Here is a 16,972-nt window from a genome sequence, read left to right as displayed (position 1 = left end):
GGTGGCGAAACGCAAGGCCGCATGCGGGAATGCACGCAGTGACTTTGCAAACATCGCAAAGATACTTTGCATATCTTCATATTGTTCTGTTTTTTGCAAAAACCAACAATAGCATTTGTCAGCGATCCCTCCCTGCAACCCCGGCGGCCCAGAGCCGCGACAAGGACCTTTCATGAAGACAAAACGCAGCTCCGTTGTTCACACCCAGGCCACCCGCCTTGGCCTGGCCTTGGCACTCGCCCTGGGCAGCCTGGCCGGCACGGCCGGCGTGGCCCAGGCCGCAGCCCCCATGCAGAAGACCCAGGCCCCGGGCTGGTACCGGCTGATGGTGGGCGGCTTTGAAGTGACCGCGCTCAGCGACGGCACGGTGAACCTGCCGGTGGACCAGCTGCTGCATGCCCCCAAGGGCCGCGTGGCCGAAGGCCTGAAAAAGCACTACCTGCAGGCCCCGCTGGAGACCTCGGTCAACGGCTTCCTGATCAACACCGGCAGCCGCCTGGTGCTGGTCGATGCGGGCGCGGGCGCGCTGTTCGGCCCCACGCTGGGGCGCCTGTCGGCCCAGATCAAGGCCGCGGGCTACCAGCCCGAGCAGGTGGACGACATCGTCATCACCCACATGCACCCCGACCACGTGGGCGGGCTGGTGGCAGAGGGCCAGGTGGTGTTCCCCAACGCCACCGTGCACGCCGACCAGGCCGACAAGGACTTCTGGCTCTCGCCCGCCAGCCTGGCCGCCGCACCCGATGCGCAAAAAGGCTTCTTCCAGGGTGCCATGGCCTCGCTCAACCCCTACGCCGAAGCCGGCAAGCTCAAGACCTTCCAGGCCGACGGCGAGATCGTGCCCGGTCTGCGCAGCCAGGCCGCCCACGGCCACACCCCCGGCCACAACGTGTATGTGCTGCAGAGCGAGGGCCAGCAACTGGTGCTGCTGGGCGACCTGATCCACGTGGCCTCGGTGCAGCTCGAATCACCCGAGGTGACCATCGGCTTCGACAGCGACGAGCCCCAGGCCCGTGCCGCACGCGCCCGCCTGTTCAAGAGCCTGGCCCAGAGCGGCAGCCTGGTGGCGGTGGCGCACTTCCCCTTCCCCGGCGTGGGCCGCCTGCGCGCCATGGGCAAGGGCTTTGTGTGGGAGCCGGTGAACTACAGCAGCCAGGTGAAGTGAGGCCTGGGCGGCGCCTGCATGGGCAGGGGTTCGCCCTGCGGGCGCCGCGGCGGGCCCCGGCACTTGCCTTGCGGGGGCCCGTGAAACGAACCCCCATGCTTACCATGGTTATCAACCTACCTTATAGTAGGCAGCCATGCAGACCACCATCTCCAGACATACCCAAACCGACACACGCAAACTGATCTTGCGCGTGGCACGCGAGTTGCTGATGACGCGCTCGTACCTGGGCCTGAGCTTTCAGGACCTGGCGGATCGCGTGGGTATCCGCAAGCCCAGTCTGTACCATCACTTCGACTCCAAAGAGGCCTTGGGCCTGGCACTGGTGAACACCAGCCAGGCACACTTTGCCAAATGGGTTGAAGGAGTGACCCAATTGAGCCCAGTTGAACAGGTGCTGTCCTACATCCGGATGTTCCGTGACCTGATCGGTGCGGGTGACAAGGTTTGCGTGGTGGGTGCTTTCGGGGGTGAATGGGATTGCATCGAGCCCGATTTGCAAGCAGCAGTGCGCGGCTTCCACAAGGCGCAGACGGACTGGCTGACCCAGGTCTTCACCAGGCTGTCGACACAGCCCCAGCTCGCCTCCACCGCCTTGGCCACTTTGTCTGCCACGCAATGGGCGGCCCAGGTGAACACGATCTGCCAGGGGGCCTTGATCAATGCACGGATCCACGGCGATGTGAATGTTTTCGACCTGGCACTGGCCCCCCTTCGAGCCCAACTGCAATCGTTTCGCTGATGGAGAGGCCATGTCGGTCGGCATGGCCCTTTTTTTGCCCTTTTAGCCTACCGTTCGTTAGGTAGTTTACAGGAGAAGCCATGAAAGCCTTGATCGCCGCCTACGCCCGTACGCCGTTTCACTTTGCCAAGAAAGGCGCCCTGGCCAGCACGCGGCCTGAATCGCTGGCCGCCCAGGCCATGGTGGGCGTGCTGGCCAAAGCAGCCTTCGATCCGGATCTGCTGGAAGACGTCATCGTGGGCTGCGCCTACCCTGAAGGCGCGCAAGGCAACAACATCGCCCGCATCGCCAGCTTTCTCGCCGGGCTGCCACAAAAGGTGGGTGGCATGACGCTGAACCGGTTCTGTGGATCGTCCATGTCGGCGGTTCACATGGCCGCAGCGCAAATCGAGGCGGGCATCGGCGATGCCTACCTCTGCGTTGGTGTGGAGTCGATGACCCAGGTGCCGCAGGGTGGTCTGCATTTCGACCCGAACCCTGAACTGATGGCCCGCTATCCAGCGGCCTACATGTCCATGGGGCAAACCGCTGAGAACGTTGCCGCGCAATGGGGCATTTCGCGTGCTGAGCAGGACGGATTGGCGTTTCAGTCCCACCAGAAGGCCACTGCCGCGCAAAAGGCGGGCTTGTTGGCAGAGGAAATCATTCCCACCAAGACCCCCGAAGGCTTGCTTGTCGACAGCGATGGGTGCATTCGCCCGGGAACCAGCTTGCAAGCACTGGCAGCATTGAAGCCCGCTTTTCGACCCGATGGTGTTGTCACTGCCGGCACTTCGTCGCCCTTGACGGATGGAGCGGCTGCCGTGCTGGTGGTGCATGAAGACTTTGCAGCCCGCCACGGCTTGAACGCCCTGGCGCGAATCGAAACCTATGCCACTTACGGTGTGGACCCCAGCGTGATGGGAATCGGCCCGATTCCGGCCACCCAACGCGCCCTGAGCCGCGCTGGCCTGACGAGCCAAGACCTGAACGTCGTGGAGATCAACGAGGCCTTCAGCGCCCAGGCGCTGGCCTGCATCCGGGATCTGGGCCTGGATCCGGCCACCGTGAACATCGATGGCGGTGCACTGGCCCTGGGCCATCCACTGGGCGCCACAGGCGCACGCATCACCGGCAAGGCCGCAGCCCTGCTCAAGCGCGTTGGCGGCCGGTATGCACTGGCAACCCAGTGCATCGGCGGCGGGCAGGGCATTGCCACAGTCTTGAGCGCCCTATGACAGATCGTGACCCGGCAAACCATGCACTTCGCTGGTCTGTCAAGGCCATCGGCCAAGACAGGCCTGCATCGAGATCAACAACCAGGCCACCTTTGAGGAGAAACCCATGCCTGCCTATGTCCATGTCAACCTTCGCGTGAAAAACCCTGCCATGCAGGCCGAGCTGGCGCCACGCTTCCGTGCTGCGCTGGAAGAGGCCGGCGGCCGCATCCTTCACTTCGGCCCCGTCGCCAAGGTACTGGAGGGTGACGATTCACCGCTTCCACTCGCCGGAGTGTTCGAATTTCCGACGCTGAGCGCGGCCCTGGATTTCTATACCTCCGAGCGCTACGCACCCATCAAATTGGAACGCCAGCAGGCGCAGCAGGCACGAATGTTCGTGGTCGATGCCAGCTAGTCGCAAGTAGCGGTCCCGCCCGATCGACGCACCTACCACCCAGGTCGTCCGCAGCCTGGCGCTGCTTTGCGCGCCCCTTGGTTTTGGGGGCCTACTCAGCAGCAGTATCTGCCCTGCGGTGGCCCACCTCCACGCCCGCCGGGTGCGACAGCAGTGCACCGCGGGCAAAGCCCCTGGGTGGCGGCCACGGAAACTGACCGCCTGACGATGCTGGGGCGAACGGACTTCAGCGCCCCCCCAAGCACTCCAGCTCAAACAAAGGCAGATCGGCCTGGCGGCTCAGCCAGACGCCTCCGCCCAGTTCAACAAAGCCTTCTGACAGGCCACGCCGGTACAGCGCGGCACGGTGGCGGAACAAGCGGGAATCGGTCAGGTCTTCGTCGATGATGTCGCGCTCGTAGTCTTCGCGGGCCACGGCCTCGACATACAGCGCCCCCTTGCACAGGCGGGCCAGGTTGCGCAGGGCCAGGGCCAGGTCGCTGGGGCTCAGGTAGGGCAGCACGCCCTGACAGATCACCAGATCGAAGGGCTGGGCGCTGGCGTAATCCACCACCGAGCCCTTTTGCCAACCGTAACGCTCGCACAGGTAGTCGCTGTACTCCACGCCCTGGTAGCTGGCACCCGGAAAGTGGCGCGTGATGGCCTCGCGCCACAGGCCGATGCCGCAACCCACATCGAGCACCCGCTGCACCGGCACACGCAGGTACTGCAGGTAGTGGCAGACAAAGGCGCCCAGGCGCTCGGCATGCCCGGCATCCACCACGCGGGTCTTCTTGTCAAAGTAAAAGCGTTGGTAATACGCCTCGTCAAACCACTGCTCGCTTGCTGATTGCACACCTGTTCCTTGTCACCAAAACCCCCTCCCGCAGGGGGAGCCGGGAGTATGGCGCAGGCCCGCCCTGGTTCGAGCGGCTCTGCTTGCAGTTTTTGACGTCAGATTCAAATACGAATCATTCTCATACAATTCAGGCTTTGATATCACCATCGGCCCTGCCGGCCTGCCCCATGCCCATCCTGTTTCGCCCCCATCGCCACCCAGCCCTGTCCATTTTGCTGTTCACCGGCCTGGCCCTGCCGGTGGCCCAGGCGCAGACCACCGCCACCCCACGGGAAGGCACTGAAGAAGCGGCACTGAAGACCGTGACCGTCCAACAGGCCCGTGCCTCAGGGTTTGTGCCCGAGACGGTCGAGGCCGGCACCTTCCGCGGTGCCTCGGTGATGGAAGTGCCCTCCACCGTCAACGTGGTCACCCGCGAGGTGCTGGAACTGCAAGGCGCAAGCGGCCTGTACGACGCCCTGCGCAACACCGCCGGGGTGACACGCCAGCAAAACGGCGGCGAGACCTGGGACCAGTTGGTGATCCGCGGCATGCCGGTGGAGAACCGCACCAACTACCGCCTCAACGGCTCGATGCCGATCATGAACTTTGCCCAGATCCCCATGGAGGACAAGGAGCGCGTCGAGGTGCTCAAGGGTGCGTCGGCCCTGTATTACGGCTTCACCTCGCCGGCCGGCGTGGTCAACTTCGTCACCAAGCGTGCGGGCGCCCAGCCCGTGAACTCGGTCGGCATGACGCTGGACAACCAGGGCCAGGCCATCGCCAGCGCCGAGATGGCGCGCCGCTTCGGCAGCGAGCAGGAGTTCGGCCTGCGCCTGAACGCGGCCGGCGGCTCGCTGGGCTCCTACCTGGAAGGCACGGGCAAAGGGCAGCGCCGGTTTGCCTCGGCGGCCCTGGACTGGCGCGTCAACAGCCGCCTGAAACTGCAGGCCGACCTGTCCTACGACAAGCGTCAGACCAACGAACAGATCGGCATCAACCTGCCCACGGCCGTGAACGGCACGATCACCCTGCCGCACCCGGTGGACGCGCGCAAGCTGGTGGCCCCCGCCAACACCGCATTCGACACCGAGTCGAGCCTGGCCCAGGTGCGGGCCGACTACGCGCTCAGCGATCAATGGGCTCTGACGCTGGAGGCCGGCCACTCCCAAACCCTGCGCGACCGCAACCTGGCCATCTTCCGCTTCAACGACCAGGCCTCCATCGCCACCGGCGCCGGGCGCATCACCGGCAACAGCCAGCATCTGGCCGTGGGCTCGGACCTGCTGCGCGCCGAGCTGTTCGGCAGCGTGCAGGCCCTGGGCCTGCGCCATGAGTTGACCCTGGGCCTGAGCCGCACCGACAAGACCCAGGACCCGGTCTACCAACGCAGCTACAGCGTGGCCGCGCAAAACCTGTACAGCCCGGTACCGCTCACCAGCGTGGTCTGGGGCGCCCTGCCCACCAGCCCCACCACGGCCGGGCTCAAGACCAGTGACACCGGCCTGTATGCGGTCGACCGCATCGAGCTGCGCCCGGGCTGGCAGCTGATCGCGGGCCTGCGCCACACCCGCTACCGCAGCGAGCAAGGCACCGCCCTGTACGACGTGGCCAAGACCACCCCGATGGCCGCGCTGATCCACCAGCTCAGCCCCCAGGTATCGGCCTACGCCAGCTACGCACAAGGTCTGGAGGAAGGCGAGGCCGGCCCCACCGGCACGGTGAACCAGAACGTGCGCCTGGCGCCGGGCGTGAGCCGCCAACAGGAGCTGGGTGTGCGCTGGCAACGGCCGGCCGGCCTGCTGCTGTCGGCTGCGGTGTTCGACATCCGCCGCCCGGGTTACTACACCAACAGCAGCAACGTGTATGTGGCCGACGGCCAGCAGCGTTACCAAGGCCTGGAACTGGCCGCCCAGGGGCCGCTCACGCGCCAGTGGTCCTGGCAGGGCTCGGCCCAGTGGCTTGACCCGCGCTTTCGCCACGTGAGCAGTGCCTACGAGGGCAAGCTGCCCGAGAACGCCTCGCGCCAGACCCTGAGCAACTTCGTGTCGTATGAAGTGCCCGCCCTGCCCGGCCTGTCGGTCAACGCGGGCGCCTACACCACCGGGCGGCGGCCGGTGAACGACCTGAACCAGGCCTGGCTGCCCGGCGTGACCCTGTTCAGCCTGGGCGCCCGCTACGTGGACCGCAGCCTGGGCCAGCGCAGCACCTGGCAGATCAACATCGACAACGCGGCCGACAAGCAGTACTGGGCCGCTGGCGGTACCCGCCTTGCCGCCGGTGCACCGCGCACGCTGAAGGCCTCGTTGAAGGTGGATTTCTGATCTACGGCCACAGGCCCAAAGGCATCACCAGCCTCAGACCCTGCGGCCCTGCGCGTCGACCACGGCCTGGCCGTCTTCCTTGGTGAAGGCGGCCTGCTGCGGCTGGGGCAGCAGGTCCAGCACCTGCTCGGAGGGGCGGCACAGGCGCGTGCCCAAGGGGCTGACCACGATGGGGCGGTTGATCAGGATGGGGTGGGCCAGCATGGCGTCCACCAACTGGGCGTCGCTGGTGCCAGGGGCATCCAGGCCCAACTCCTTGAACACGGCCTCCTTGGTGCGCACCAGCTCGATCACCGGCTGGCCGGTGGCGGCGATCAGGGCCAGCAGCTGCGCGCGATCGGGCGGGGTCTTGAGGTACAGGATGACCTCGGGCTCGACGCCGCTGTTGCGGATCATGGCCAGGGTGTTGCGCGAGGTGCCGCACGAAGGGTTGTGGTAGATGGTGATGTTGCTCATGGTTTGCATTGTTCCAAAGTCTGGTGGCCAAAATCGAGTGGCAAAGGGCAGAAGGCCTGTCAGCAGCGCTCATACCAGGGCTTGCTGCGCTTGACCAGGTGAACCACCAGCAGCATCACGGGCACCTCGATCAGCACGCCCACCACGGTGGCCAGCGCGGCACCCGATTGAAAGCCGAACAGGCTGATGGCGGCCGCCACTGCCAGCTCGAAGAAGTTGCTGGCACCGATCAGGGCCGAGGGGCAGGCCACGTTGTGCTTTTCGCCCAGCACGCGGTTGAGCCAGTAGGCCAGCGCCGAGTTGAAGAACACCTGGATCAGGATGGGCACCGCCAGCAGGGCGATCACCAGCGGCTGCTTCAGCAGGGCCTCGCCCTGAAAGGCGAACAGCAGCACCAGCGTGGCCAGCAAGGCGGCCATCGACCACGGGCCGATGCGCGCCAGCGCGGCCTCCAGGGCCTGGGGCCCCCGCGCCAGCAGGGATTTGCGCAGCCATTGCGACAGGATGACCGGGATCACGATGTACAGCAGCACCGAGGCCAGCAGGGTGGCCCAGGGCACGGTGATGGCCGAGATGCCCAGCAAGAAGCCCACCAGGGGTGCGAACGCCACCACCATGATGCTGTCGTTGAGCGCCACCTGCGACAGCGTGAACAGCGGGTCGCCATGGGTGAGGCGGCTCCAGACGAACACCATGGCGGTGCAGGGCGCGGCCGCCAGCAGGATCAGGCCGGCGATGTAGCTGTCGAGCTGATCGGCCGGCAACAGCGGGGCAAACCAGTGGCGGATGAACAGCCAGCCCAGAAACGCCATCGAGAACGGCTTGACCAGCCAGTTCACGAACAGGGTCACGCCGATGCCGCGCACGTGCTGGCGCACTTCACCCAGCGCCGAGAAGTCGACCTTCACCAGCATGGGGATCACCATGACCCAGATCAGCAGCCCCACCGGCAGGTTGACCTGGGCCACCTCCATGCGGCCGATGGCCTGGAACAGACCGGGGAACACCTGGCCCAGCGCGATGCCGGCCACGATGCACAGAAAGACCCACAGCGTGAGGTAGCGCTCAAACACGCTCATGGGCGCTGGGGTCGGGGTGTCAGAAAGTGCAGTCATGCAGCGGCTCCACATCCAGCCTGGGCCAGTTGCCGGGCGCTGCCCTGCAGCACGGCGTGGGCGAGTTTCTCGGGGGGCAGGTTGCACAGCAACTGCAGGCGCTGCTGCAGCAGGTGCAGGGTCTGGCGGAAGGCCTCCAGCTTGTGGGTCTCGTCACCGTCACCGGCCGAAGGGTCGGCATAGCCCCAGTGGGCCGTGGCCGGGTGGCCTGGCCAGACCGGGCAGACCTCGCCCGCAGCGTCATCGCACACCGTGATGATCAGGTCCATGTGCGGCGCATCGGGGCCGGCGAACTCGTCCCAGCTTTTGCTGCGCAGGCCCTCGGTCGAGAGGCCGGCGCGGCTCAGCACCTGCAAACCCAGCGGGTTGGGCATCTGCCCGGGGCGCGGGCTGCTGCCGGCCGAGTAGGCCTTGAAGCGACCGGCGCCCATGTCATTGAGCAGGGCCTCGGCCAGGATGCTGCGGGCCGAGTTGTGGGTGCAGAGGAACAGAACGTTCAGCGCTGCCGTGGGCGCAGCAAGCGGATGGGAGGGGCTGGCAAGGGTCATGGCGTCAGGCATCAGCAGCAGGATTTCGGGGATGGGGTGGGTGCACCGCCGGGCGTGGCCCGCGGCGCACAGCAGGCGCTCGCCGCCGGCGCCGGCGCACAACAGGCCGCCGTCTGGGCCGGGGCTGGGGCCTCATTGAACACGGGGATGTTTTCCAGCGTGTGAAAGTGCTCCCAGGCAATGCCCTGCGGATCGGTCACCCAGTGCTTTTCGCTGCGCGCATAGCAGCAGGTGGTCTTGCCCTCATCGAGCAGGGCCATGTCGGCCCCGGTGGCACGCTGCTTGAGCGCATCAAGCTCCTCCGCGCTGTCGGTCTGGAAGCCGAAATGGTCCAGGCCGGGCTGACTGCCGCGGGTGGAGATCGCAAAGTTGAGCGGCGGATCCGTCAGCATCCACTTGGCGTAGTCGCTTTCCACACGGGCCGGCTCGGCCGCGAAAAGCTGCTGATAGAAGCGGACACTGGCCTGCAGGTCATCGACATGCAGATGGACATGGAAGCGTTTCATGGCGGACTCTCTCTTTCAGCAAGGGCAAGCGGTTGAGGTAGGCGAGGCGGCACAGGGCTGGCCCTGGCAGCAGTTGTCGGTCAGGTAGGCCAGCACGGCGTTCATGCGCTCGAAGCGGGCACGGTAGATCAGGTTGCGCCCGGCGCGCTCCTGGCTGACCAGCTCGGCATGCACCAGCTCCTTGAGGTGGAACGACAGCGTGTTGGGCGCCAGGCCCAGGGCCTCGGCCACCGCGCCCGGGGTGAGGCCGGCCTCGCCCGCCACCACCAGGGCCCGGAAGATCTCCAGGCGTGAGGCCTGCGCGAGCGCGGCCAGCGCTTTGACGACGGAGCTTGATTCCATATTTCTACTTTCGTTGAATTATTGAATTCTAAACAGATTCGAGGACGAACCGTCAAGTGCCGACCTCGGCGTGGACAATCAGCGCCCATGAACCTGCGATTCGTCGAGGCCTTTCACTGGGCCGCCTCGCTCAAGAGCATCACGCGCGCGGCCGAGAAGCTGCACATCACGCAATCGGCCATGTCCAACCGCATCGCCTCGCTCGAAGAAGAGCTGGGCGTGGTGCTGCTGGACCGGCGCGAGAAGCAGTTCCGCCTCACCGTGGCCGGCCAGCGTTTTCAGCTGCATGCCCAACGCCTGCTGGAGCTGCAGCGCCAGGTCAAGCAGGAGCTGGGCTCGGGCAGTGGCGGGCCGATGGCGCTGCGCATCGGGGCCATCGAATCGGTGGTGCACAGCTGGCTGCCCGGCTGGTTGCAGGAGATGCGGCAGCAGCACCCCGACTTCGAGCTGGAGCTGACGGTGGAGACCTCGCCCGTGCTGGTGGACCAGATCCGGCGCGGCGCGCAAGACCTGGTGTTCACCTCGATCGCGGGCAGCGACAGCGAGGTGCACACCCGGCTGATGCCGGCCATGGAGATGGTCTTTGTGGGGCACAAGGCGCTGCACGCCCAGGCCCGCTACGCCCTGGCCGACCTGGCCCAGCACGACCTGATCACCTTTCAGCGCGGCTCGCAGCCACACCAGAGCCTGCTGCAACGCTTTCAGGAAGCCGGGCTGCCGGCGCCACGCATCCATGCCATCTCATCGATTTCGGCGATGGTGCAGCTGGTGGAAGGGGGTTTTGGCATTGCCACCCTGCCCCGCGCGGCCACGAGGCACCTGTCCAGCCGCCTGTTGCTGCGCATCCTGCGCTCGGACGTGACGCTGGCACCCCTGCCCATCCACGCGAGCTACCGCGCCGACCCGGGCTCGGGGGTGGCCGAATCGGTGCTCGAATCGGCCCAGGCCTACGTGGGGCGCACCAAGCCGGTTCGTCGAAGCCGCACCAGCCCCGCAGCCAGTGCCTGACCGCCCCCGTCTTGCACCCCGCTGGTGCCACCACACCCTCGGGTAAGTCCTGATGGCCTTGGCACGGATTTCGCAATATAGAGAATTCTCGCGGCTTCATCGATTTTTTCGATGACAAACACAGCAAATTTCGCGTTGGATTCAAGGCGCGGCGGCTTCCACAATCCGCCCCATCGCCAACGATCACGCCCGATGCGTGATGGCTCTTGAAGACACGCACCATGAACCGCCCGAGCACCGCCACCCCATCCAGCACCCCATCCAGCACCCCATCCAGCACCCCCGCCAGCGCCCCCTCCACTGCGTCGCCCCAAGGCCTGCCCGGCCCTGACGCCAGTGCTCTCGAAGTGCGGCTGGCCGCCCGCTCGGGCCGGCTGCAAGGGCACACCAGCGGCCTGGCCCGCGAACACGTGCAGGTCAACCTGGCCATCCTGCCGCAGGATCTGGCCGAAGACTTCAAGCGCTTTTGCGAGCTCAACCCCACGCCCTGCCCGCTGCTGGCCGTGTCCGAGCCCGGCTCGCCCGCCCTGCCGGGCCTGGGGCTGGACCTGGATGTGCGCACCGATGTGCCGCGCTACCACGTGTGGCGCCACGGCGAACGCGTGGCCGAGACCACCGACCTGCGCGACTGGTGGCGCGACGACCTGGTGACCTTTGCCCTCGGCTGCTCCTTCTCCTTCGAGCACGCCCTGCTCGAAGCCGGCATCGCGCTGCGCCATGTCGAGCAGGGCCTGAACGTGGCCATGTACCGCAGCAACATCCCCACCCAATCGGCCGGCGTGTTCCGTGGCCCCACCGTGGTGTCGATGCGCCCGCTGAAGGCGGCCGACGCGATCCGCGCCGTGCAGATCACCGCCCGCACACCGCAGGTTCACGGTGCCCCGATCCACATCGGTGACCCCGCCCTGATCGGCATCGCCGACCTGAGCCGCCCCGACTACGGCGACGCCGTGGCCGTGCACGACAACGAGCTGCCCGTGTTCTGGGCCTGTGGCGTGACGCCTCAGGCCGCCATCGCAGCCGCCCGCCCCGCGTTCTGCATCACGCATGCGCCGGGCCACATGCTGGTCACCGACCGGCTCAACCGCGAGCTGCGGCAAGCGCACTGAGCGCCGCGGGCCTGCTGCCCGCCCCCTTTCCAAAACCTTCAGGCCCCAACGCCCCGTGCGTGGGGGCCGGGATCAGCACAAGCCGGTTTTTCTTCGCCCCTTCCTCAACCCTCAACCAGAACCTCCCCATGTGGCTACAACAAACAACCCCTTCTGAGCGCCGCACGCTCACCGCCACCTTCGCCGGCTATGGCGTGGACGGCTTTGACTACATGATCTACACCTTCCTGATCCCCACCCTGCTGGCGGCCTGGAACATGAGCAAGGCCGAGGCCGGCTACATCGCCACCGGCGCGCTGCTGACCTCGGCAGTCGGCGGCTGGGCGGCCGGCGTGCTGGCCGACCGCTATGGCCGGGTGCGCGTGCTGCAGTGGACGGTGCTGTGGTTTGCGCTCTTCACCTTCCTGAGCGGCTTCACCAACTCCTTCGGCCAGCTGTTCTTCACCCGCGCCATGCAAGGCTTCGGCATGGGTGGCGAGTGGGCCGTGGGCTCGGTGCTGATCGCCGAGACCATCTCGGCGCGCCACCGTGGCAAGGCCGCCGGCCTGGTGCAAAGCAGCTGGGCCGTGGGCTGGGCCGCCTCGGCCCTCGCCTTCTGGGGCATGTACGCGGTGCTGCCGCCCGAGCAGGCCTGGAAGGTGCTGTTCTGGATCGGCATCGCGCCGGCCGTGCTGATCCTGTACATCCGCCGCAACCTGGGCGAGCCCGAGGTGTACCTGGCCGAGCAGGCCCGACTTCGTGCCAGCGGCCAGCGCAGCAACTTCCTGCGCATCTTCCACCCCAGCCTGCTGCGCACCACGGTGCTGGCCAGCCTGCTGGCCACCGGCATGCAGGGCGCCTACTACTCGGTGACCACCTGGCTGCCCACCTTCCTGAAGACCGAGCGTCAGCTCTCGGTGCTGGGCACCAGCACCTACCTGCTGGTCTTGATTGCCGGCTCGTTTGTGGGCTACCTGACCAGCGCCTGGCTGTCGGACGCCATCGGCCGGCGCCGCTGCTTCATCCTGTTTGCCGCCATGGGGGCCGCCCTGGTGCTGAGCTACACCCAGATCCCCATCACCGACAGCCTGATGCTGGTGCTGGGCTTCCCGCTGGGCTTCTTCCTGTCGGGCATCTTCTCGGGCATGGGCGCCTTCCTGTCGGAGCTGTTCCCTGGTGACGTGCGCGGTTCGGGCCAGGGCTTCAGCTACAACTTCGGCCGCGCCATCGGCGCCATCTGCCCGGCCCTGATCGGCCAACTCAGCGCCACCCTGCCCCTGGGCCAGACCATCGGCTGGATTTCGGCCATCTGCTACGGCCTCGTGATCGTCGCCGCCCTGGCCCTGCCCGAAACCCAGGGCCGTGAACTGAGCCCCAGCGCCGCACCGGCTCGCTGACCCTTCCCTGCCATTTTTGATCGAGCAAGAGCATGTCTTCCTCCACGACCCTCCCCCTTGAAAACACAACCCCCAACAACGCCAGTGACAACGCCTTGTGGGAGTTCTGGATCGACCGCGGCGGCACCTTCACCGACCTGGTGGGCCGCGACCCGGCCGGTGAATTCCACACCCTGAAGATGCTGTCGGAAAACCCTGAGCAATACCGCGATGCGGCTGTCGAAGGCATCCGCCGCCTGCTGGGCCTGCAGCCCGGCGAGGCCATCACGCCGCAGCGCGTGGCCTGCGTCAAGATGGGCACCACCGTGGCCACCAACGCCTTGCTCGAGCGCAAGGGCGACCGCACCCTGCTGGTCACCACCCAGGGCTTTCGCGATGCCTTGCGCATCGCCACCCAGGCCCGCCCCCAGCTGTTCGCCCGCCACATCGAACTGCCCGAGCTGCTGTACGAGCGCGTGGTCGAGGCCCAGGAGCGCGTGGACGCCGACGGCGGCCTGGTGCTGCCGCTGGACACAGCCGCCCTGCGCCCGGCCCTGCAGGCCGCCTTTGACGAGGGCCTGCGCGCCTGCGCCATCGTCTTCATGCACGGCTACCGCTACCCGCAGCACGAGCTGCAGGCCGAGGCCCTGGCCCGCGAGATCGGCTTCAGCCAGATCTCGGTGTCGCACCGCGTCAGCCCGCTGATCAAGTTCGTGCCGCGCGGCGACACCACCGTGGTCGATGCCTACCTGTCGCCCATCCTGCGCCGCTATGTCGAGCAGGTGGCGCAGCAGATGCCGGGCGTGCCCCTGTACTTCATGCAAAGCTCGGGTGGCCTCACCGAGGCCCAGCGCTTCCAGGGCAAGGACGCCATCCTGTCGGGCCCGGCAGGCGGCATCGTGGGCATGGTGCGCACCGCCGTGGCCGCCGGCCACGACAAGGTGATCGGCTTTGACATGGGCGGCACCTCGACCGATGTGAGCCACTACGCCGGCGAGTTCGAACGCACCTTCGACACCGAGGTGGCCGGCGTGCGCATGCGCGCGCCCATGATGAGCATCCACACCGTGGCCGCAGGCGGCGGCTCCATCATCAGCTTTGACGGTGCCCGCCTGCGCGTGGGCCCCGAGTCGGCCGGCGCCAACCCCGGCCCGGCCAGCTACCGCCGCGGTGGCCCGCTGGCCACCACCGATGCCAATGTGATGCTGGGCCGCATCCAGCCGCAGTGGTTCCCGCAGGTGTTCGGACCGGCGGCCGACCAGCCGCTGGACCGGGGCGTGGTGCAGCAGCGCTTTGAAGCCATGGCCGTGGCCATGGCGGCCGCCAGCGGCCGCCCCACCCGCGCCGAAGAGGTGGCGGCCGGCGCGCTGCAGATCGCCGTGGGCAGCATGGCCAACGCGGTCAAGCGCATCTCGGTGGCCCGGGGCTATGACGTCACCCACTACACGCTGCAGTGCTTTGGCGGCGCCGGCGGCCAGCACGCCTGCCTGGTGGCCGATGCGCTGGGCATGACCCGGGTGCTGGCCCACCCCTTCGCGGGGGTGCTGTCGGCCTATGGCATGGGCCTGGCCGATCAGATCGCCCTGCGCGAGACCTCGATCGAGTTGCCGCTGGACGCCGCCGGCCTGGCCACCGCCGCGCAGCAGGGGGCGGCGCTGCAGGCCCAGGCCGAGGGCGAGCTGAGCAGCCAGGGCCTGGGCGCCAGCGCCCTGCAGACCCGCTTTCAACTGCAGCTGCGCTACGCCGGCACCGACACCGCCCTGCCCTGCCCCTACGAGCCGGCGGCACCGGCCCCCGAGGCCCTGGCCGCGCTGCGCGACCATTTCGAGACGGCCTACCGCCAGCGCTTTGCCTTTCTGATGCCCGATCGCGAGCTGGTGATCGAGGCCGTGAACGTGGAATGCACCCTGCCCGGGGTGAGCACCAGCCGTCACGCCCAGGCCCAGCCCGCCGTCGCGCACGCGGCCAGCGCCGTCTCCAGCGTGCGCATGTACTGCCTGCAAGACGATGCCCCGGCCGGCTGGCGTGACGCCGCCCTGTACCAGCGCGAGGCCCTGGCCGCCGGCGCCACCCTGAACGGCCCGGCGGTGATCGCCGAGCGCAACTCGACCACCGTGGTCGAGCCCGGCTGGCAGGCGCAGATGGGAGCCGATGGCTGCCTGCTGCTGCAGCGCGTGCAGGCCCGCAGCACCGTGCACGCCGTCGGCACCCAGGTCGACCCGGTGATGCTCGAGGTGTTCAACAACCTGTTCATGAACATCGCCGAGCAGATGGGCCTGCGCCTGCAGAACACCGCCTACTCGGTCAACATCAAGGAGCGGCTCGACTTCAGCTGCGCGGTGTTCGATGCGGCCGGTCAGCTGATCGCCAACGCGCCCCACATGCCGGTGCACCTGGGCTCGATGAGCGAGTCGATCCGCAGCGTGGTGGAGCGCAACCCCGCCATGCAGCCCGGCAATGTGTACGTGCTCAACGATCCCTACCACGGCGGCACCCACCTGCCCGACATCACCGTGGTCACCCCGGTGTACCTGGACGAGGGCGACGCCAAACCGAGCTTCTTCGTGGCCTCGCGCGGGCACCATGCCGACGTGGGCGGCACCACCCCCGGCTCGATGCCGCCCTTCTCGAGTCGCATCGAAGAAGAAGGCGTGCTGATCGACAACTTCCTGCTGGTCGATCGCGGCGTGCTGCGCGAGGCCGAGATGCTGGCCCTGCTGCAAAGTGGCCCCTACCCCAGCAGGAACCCGGCCCAGAACCTGGCCGATCTGCGCGCCCAGATCGCCGCCAATGAAAAGGGCACGCAAGAACTCAAGGCCATGGTGGCCCGCTACGGCCGCGCCACCGTGGCCGCCTACATGCAGCACGTGCAGGACAACGCCGAAGAATCGGTGCGCCGCGTGATCACCGCCCTGAAAGACGGCCACTACACCTTGCCGCTGGACAACGGCGCGCAGATCCAGGTGGCGGTACGGGTGGACCCGGTCCGCCGCGCCGCGGTGGTCGACTTCAGCGGCACCAGCCGCCAACTGCGCAACAACTTCAACGCCCCCAAGGCCATCACCATGGCCGCGGTGCTGTATGTGTTCCGCACCCTGGTGGACGACGCGATTCCACTGAATGCGGGCTGCCTCAAGCCCATCGAGGTGATCGTGCCCGAGGGCTGCATGCTGAACCCGCGCGCGCCTGCCGCCGTGGTGGCCGGCAACGTCGAGACCTCCAGCTGCGTGACCAATGCGCTGTATGGCGCGCTGGGCGTGATGGCCGCGGCCCAGTGCACCATGAACAACTTCACCTTTGGTGATGCCGAGCACCAGTACTACGAAACCATCTCGGGCGGCTCGGGGGCCGGCCCCGGCTTTGCCGGGACCAGCGTGGTGCAGACCCACATGACCAACTCGCGCCTGACCGACCCCGAGATCCTGGAGCTGCGCTACCCCGTGCGCCTGGAGACCTACGCCATCCGGGCCGGCTCGGGCGGCAAGGGGCAATGGCAGGGCGGCGATGGCGGCAGCCGGCGGGTGCGCTTTCTGCGCCCCATGACGGCCTCGATCCTGAGCAACAACCGCCTGCAGGGTGCCTTCGGTGCCGCCGGGGGCCAGGCCGGCGCACCGGGCTGCAACCGCGTGCTGCGTGCCGACGGCCGCACCGAGACCCTGGAGCACATCGGCCAGGTCGAGATGGGGGTGGGCGATGTGTTTGTCATCGACACCCCGGGCGGCGGCGGCTACGGCGCGCCCACGGCCGAGCCCAGCGCGGCCCGCCAGACCCAAGCGCTGGCCCCTGTGGCCTGATGGGCTGATCCCCCGCATGCGGCCCCAGGGGGCGCTTGCGGGGGCCTGCCTCCTCTCCCCCCAACCCACCCCGTCTG

15 protein-coding genes are annotated in these 16,972 nt (G+C 67.4%); 9 read left to right on the top strand and 6 right to left on the bottom strand.

The genetic code is table 11. The annotated features are described in order from the left end of the window. Positions 1 to 172: 172 nt before the first annotated feature. From L880_RS0101195 to L880_RS0101180, 4 genes are all read left to right on the top strand, one after another. Complete coding sequence (locus L880_RS0101195) at positions 173 to 1,165, top strand: MBL fold metallo-hydrolase (RefSeq protein WP_027474102.1); 993 nt, start codon at positions 173 to 175, stop codon at positions 1,163 to 1,165. 136 nt (positions 1,166 to 1,301) lie between these two features. Continuing rightward, the gene (locus L880_RS0101190; RefSeq protein WP_027474101.1) at positions 1,302 to 1,907 is read left to right on the top strand and encodes a TetR/AcrR family transcriptional regulator; all 606 of its coding nucleotides are present in this window, start codon (positions 1,302 to 1,304) and stop codon (positions 1,905 to 1,907) included. A gap of 80 nt (positions 1,908 to 1,987) precedes the next feature. Next, positions 1,988 to 3,124 (top strand): thiolase family protein, encoded by a 1,137-nt coding sequence (locus L880_RS0101185; protein WP_027474100.1) that lies wholly within the window; start codon positions 1,988 to 1,990, stop codon positions 3,122 to 3,124. 106 nt (positions 3,125 to 3,230) lie between these two features. After that, the gene (locus tag L880_RS0101180) at positions 3,231 to 3,521 is read left to right on the top strand and encodes a DUF1330 domain-containing protein (RefSeq protein ID WP_027474099.1); all 291 of its coding nucleotides are present in this window, start codon (positions 3,231 to 3,233) and stop codon (positions 3,519 to 3,521) included. Positions 3,522 to 3,747: 226 nt separating this feature from the next. Here the strand turns inward: L880_RS0101180 and L880_RS0101175 are convergent, their stop codons facing one another. Next, positions 3,748 to 4,356: a class I SAM-dependent methyltransferase gene (locus tag L880_RS0101175; protein ID WP_027474098.1), complete on the bottom strand. Its 609-nt coding sequence runs from the start codon at positions 4,354 to 4,356 to the stop codon at positions 3,748 to 3,750. A 170-nt stretch (positions 4,357 to 4,526) separates the two neighbouring features. On the opposite strand from L880_RS0101175, the gene L880_RS0101170 reads away from it, so the two are divergent. Further along, positions 4,527 to 6,662: a TonB-dependent siderophore receptor gene (locus L880_RS0101170; RefSeq protein ID WP_051442938.1), complete on the top strand. Its 2,136-nt coding sequence runs from the start codon at positions 4,527 to 4,529 to the stop codon at positions 6,660 to 6,662. A gap of 33 nt (positions 6,663 to 6,695) precedes the next feature. Here L880_RS0101170 and arsC read toward each other — a convergent pair whose 3' ends face one another. The 5 genes from arsC to L880_RS0101145 are packed head-to-tail and all read right to left on the bottom strand — an operon-like array spanning position 6,696 to position 9,629. Then, on the bottom strand, positions 6,696 to 7,118 hold the full coding sequence (gene arsC / locus L880_RS0101165) for an arsenate reductase (glutaredoxin) (protein ID WP_027474096.1): 423 nt from the start codon (positions 7,116 to 7,118) through the stop codon (positions 6,696 to 6,698). A gap of 59 nt (positions 7,119 to 7,177) precedes the next feature. Further along, the gene (gene arsB / locus L880_RS0101160; protein WP_211245261.1) at positions 7,178 to 8,233 is read right to left on the bottom strand and encodes an ACR3 family arsenite efflux transporter; all 1,056 of its coding nucleotides are present in this window, start codon (positions 8,231 to 8,233) and stop codon (positions 7,178 to 7,180) included. Then, positions 8,230 to 8,781 carry an arsenate reductase ArsC gene (locus L880_RS0101155; protein WP_051442991.1) on the bottom strand — a complete coding sequence of 184 codons (552 nt, stop codon included), beginning with the start codon at positions 8,779 to 8,781 and terminating at the stop codon, positions 8,230 to 8,232. Before L880_RS0101155 ends, arsB begins: the two co-directional genes overlap by 4 nt. An 11-nt stretch (positions 8,782 to 8,792) precedes the next feature. Beyond that, positions 8,793 to 9,287, bottom strand: coding sequence for an ArsI/CadI family heavy metal resistance metalloenzyme (locus L880_RS0101150; RefSeq protein ID WP_027474093.1), 495 nt, complete (start codon positions 9,285 to 9,287; stop codon positions 8,793 to 8,795). A 15-nt stretch (positions 9,288 to 9,302) separates the two neighbouring features. After that, positions 9,303 to 9,629, bottom strand: a complete 327-nt coding sequence (locus tag L880_RS0101145) for an ArsR/SmtB family transcription factor (RefSeq protein ID WP_027474092.1) — start codon at positions 9,627 to 9,629, stop codon at positions 9,303 to 9,305. An 87-nt stretch (positions 9,630 to 9,716) separates the two neighbouring features. Here L880_RS0101145 and L880_RS0101140 point away from each other — a divergent pair, with 87 nt between their 5' ends. The 4 genes from L880_RS0101140 (at position 9,717) to L880_RS0101125 (ending at position 16,895) form a co-directional block, all read left to right on the top strand. Continuing rightward, a complete protein-coding gene (locus tag L880_RS0101140; protein WP_019572265.1) occupies positions 9,717 to 10,637 on the top strand; it encodes a LysR family transcriptional regulator in 921 nt (306 codons plus the stop codon). A 221-nt stretch (positions 10,638 to 10,858) separates the two neighbouring features. Then, positions 10,859 to 11,746, top strand: coding sequence for a putative hydro-lyase (locus L880_RS0101135; RefSeq protein WP_027474091.1), 888 nt, complete (start codon positions 10,859 to 10,861; stop codon positions 11,744 to 11,746). 128 nt (positions 11,747 to 11,874) lie between these two features. Continuing rightward, positions 11,875 to 13,122 (top strand): MFS transporter, encoded by a 1,248-nt coding sequence (locus tag L880_RS0101130; protein ID WP_027474090.1) that lies wholly within the window; start codon positions 11,875 to 11,877, stop codon positions 13,120 to 13,122. 32 nt (positions 13,123 to 13,154) lie between these two features. After that, the gene (locus L880_RS0101125) at positions 13,155 to 16,895 is read left to right on the top strand and encodes a hydantoinase B/oxoprolinase family protein (RefSeq protein ID WP_027474089.1); all 3,741 of its coding nucleotides are present in this window, start codon (positions 13,155 to 13,157) and stop codon (positions 16,893 to 16,895) included. Positions 16,896 to 16,972: the final 77 nt, after the last annotated feature.

The organism is Curvibacter gracilis ATCC BAA-807 (assembly GCF_000518645.1).
GTDB lineage: Bacteria > Pseudomonadota > Gammaproteobacteria > Burkholderiales > Burkholderiaceae_C > Curvibacter > Curvibacter gracilis.
The sequence above is the reverse complement of the archived record's forward strand: the minus strand, read 5'-3'. Positions and strand labels throughout refer to the sequence as shown.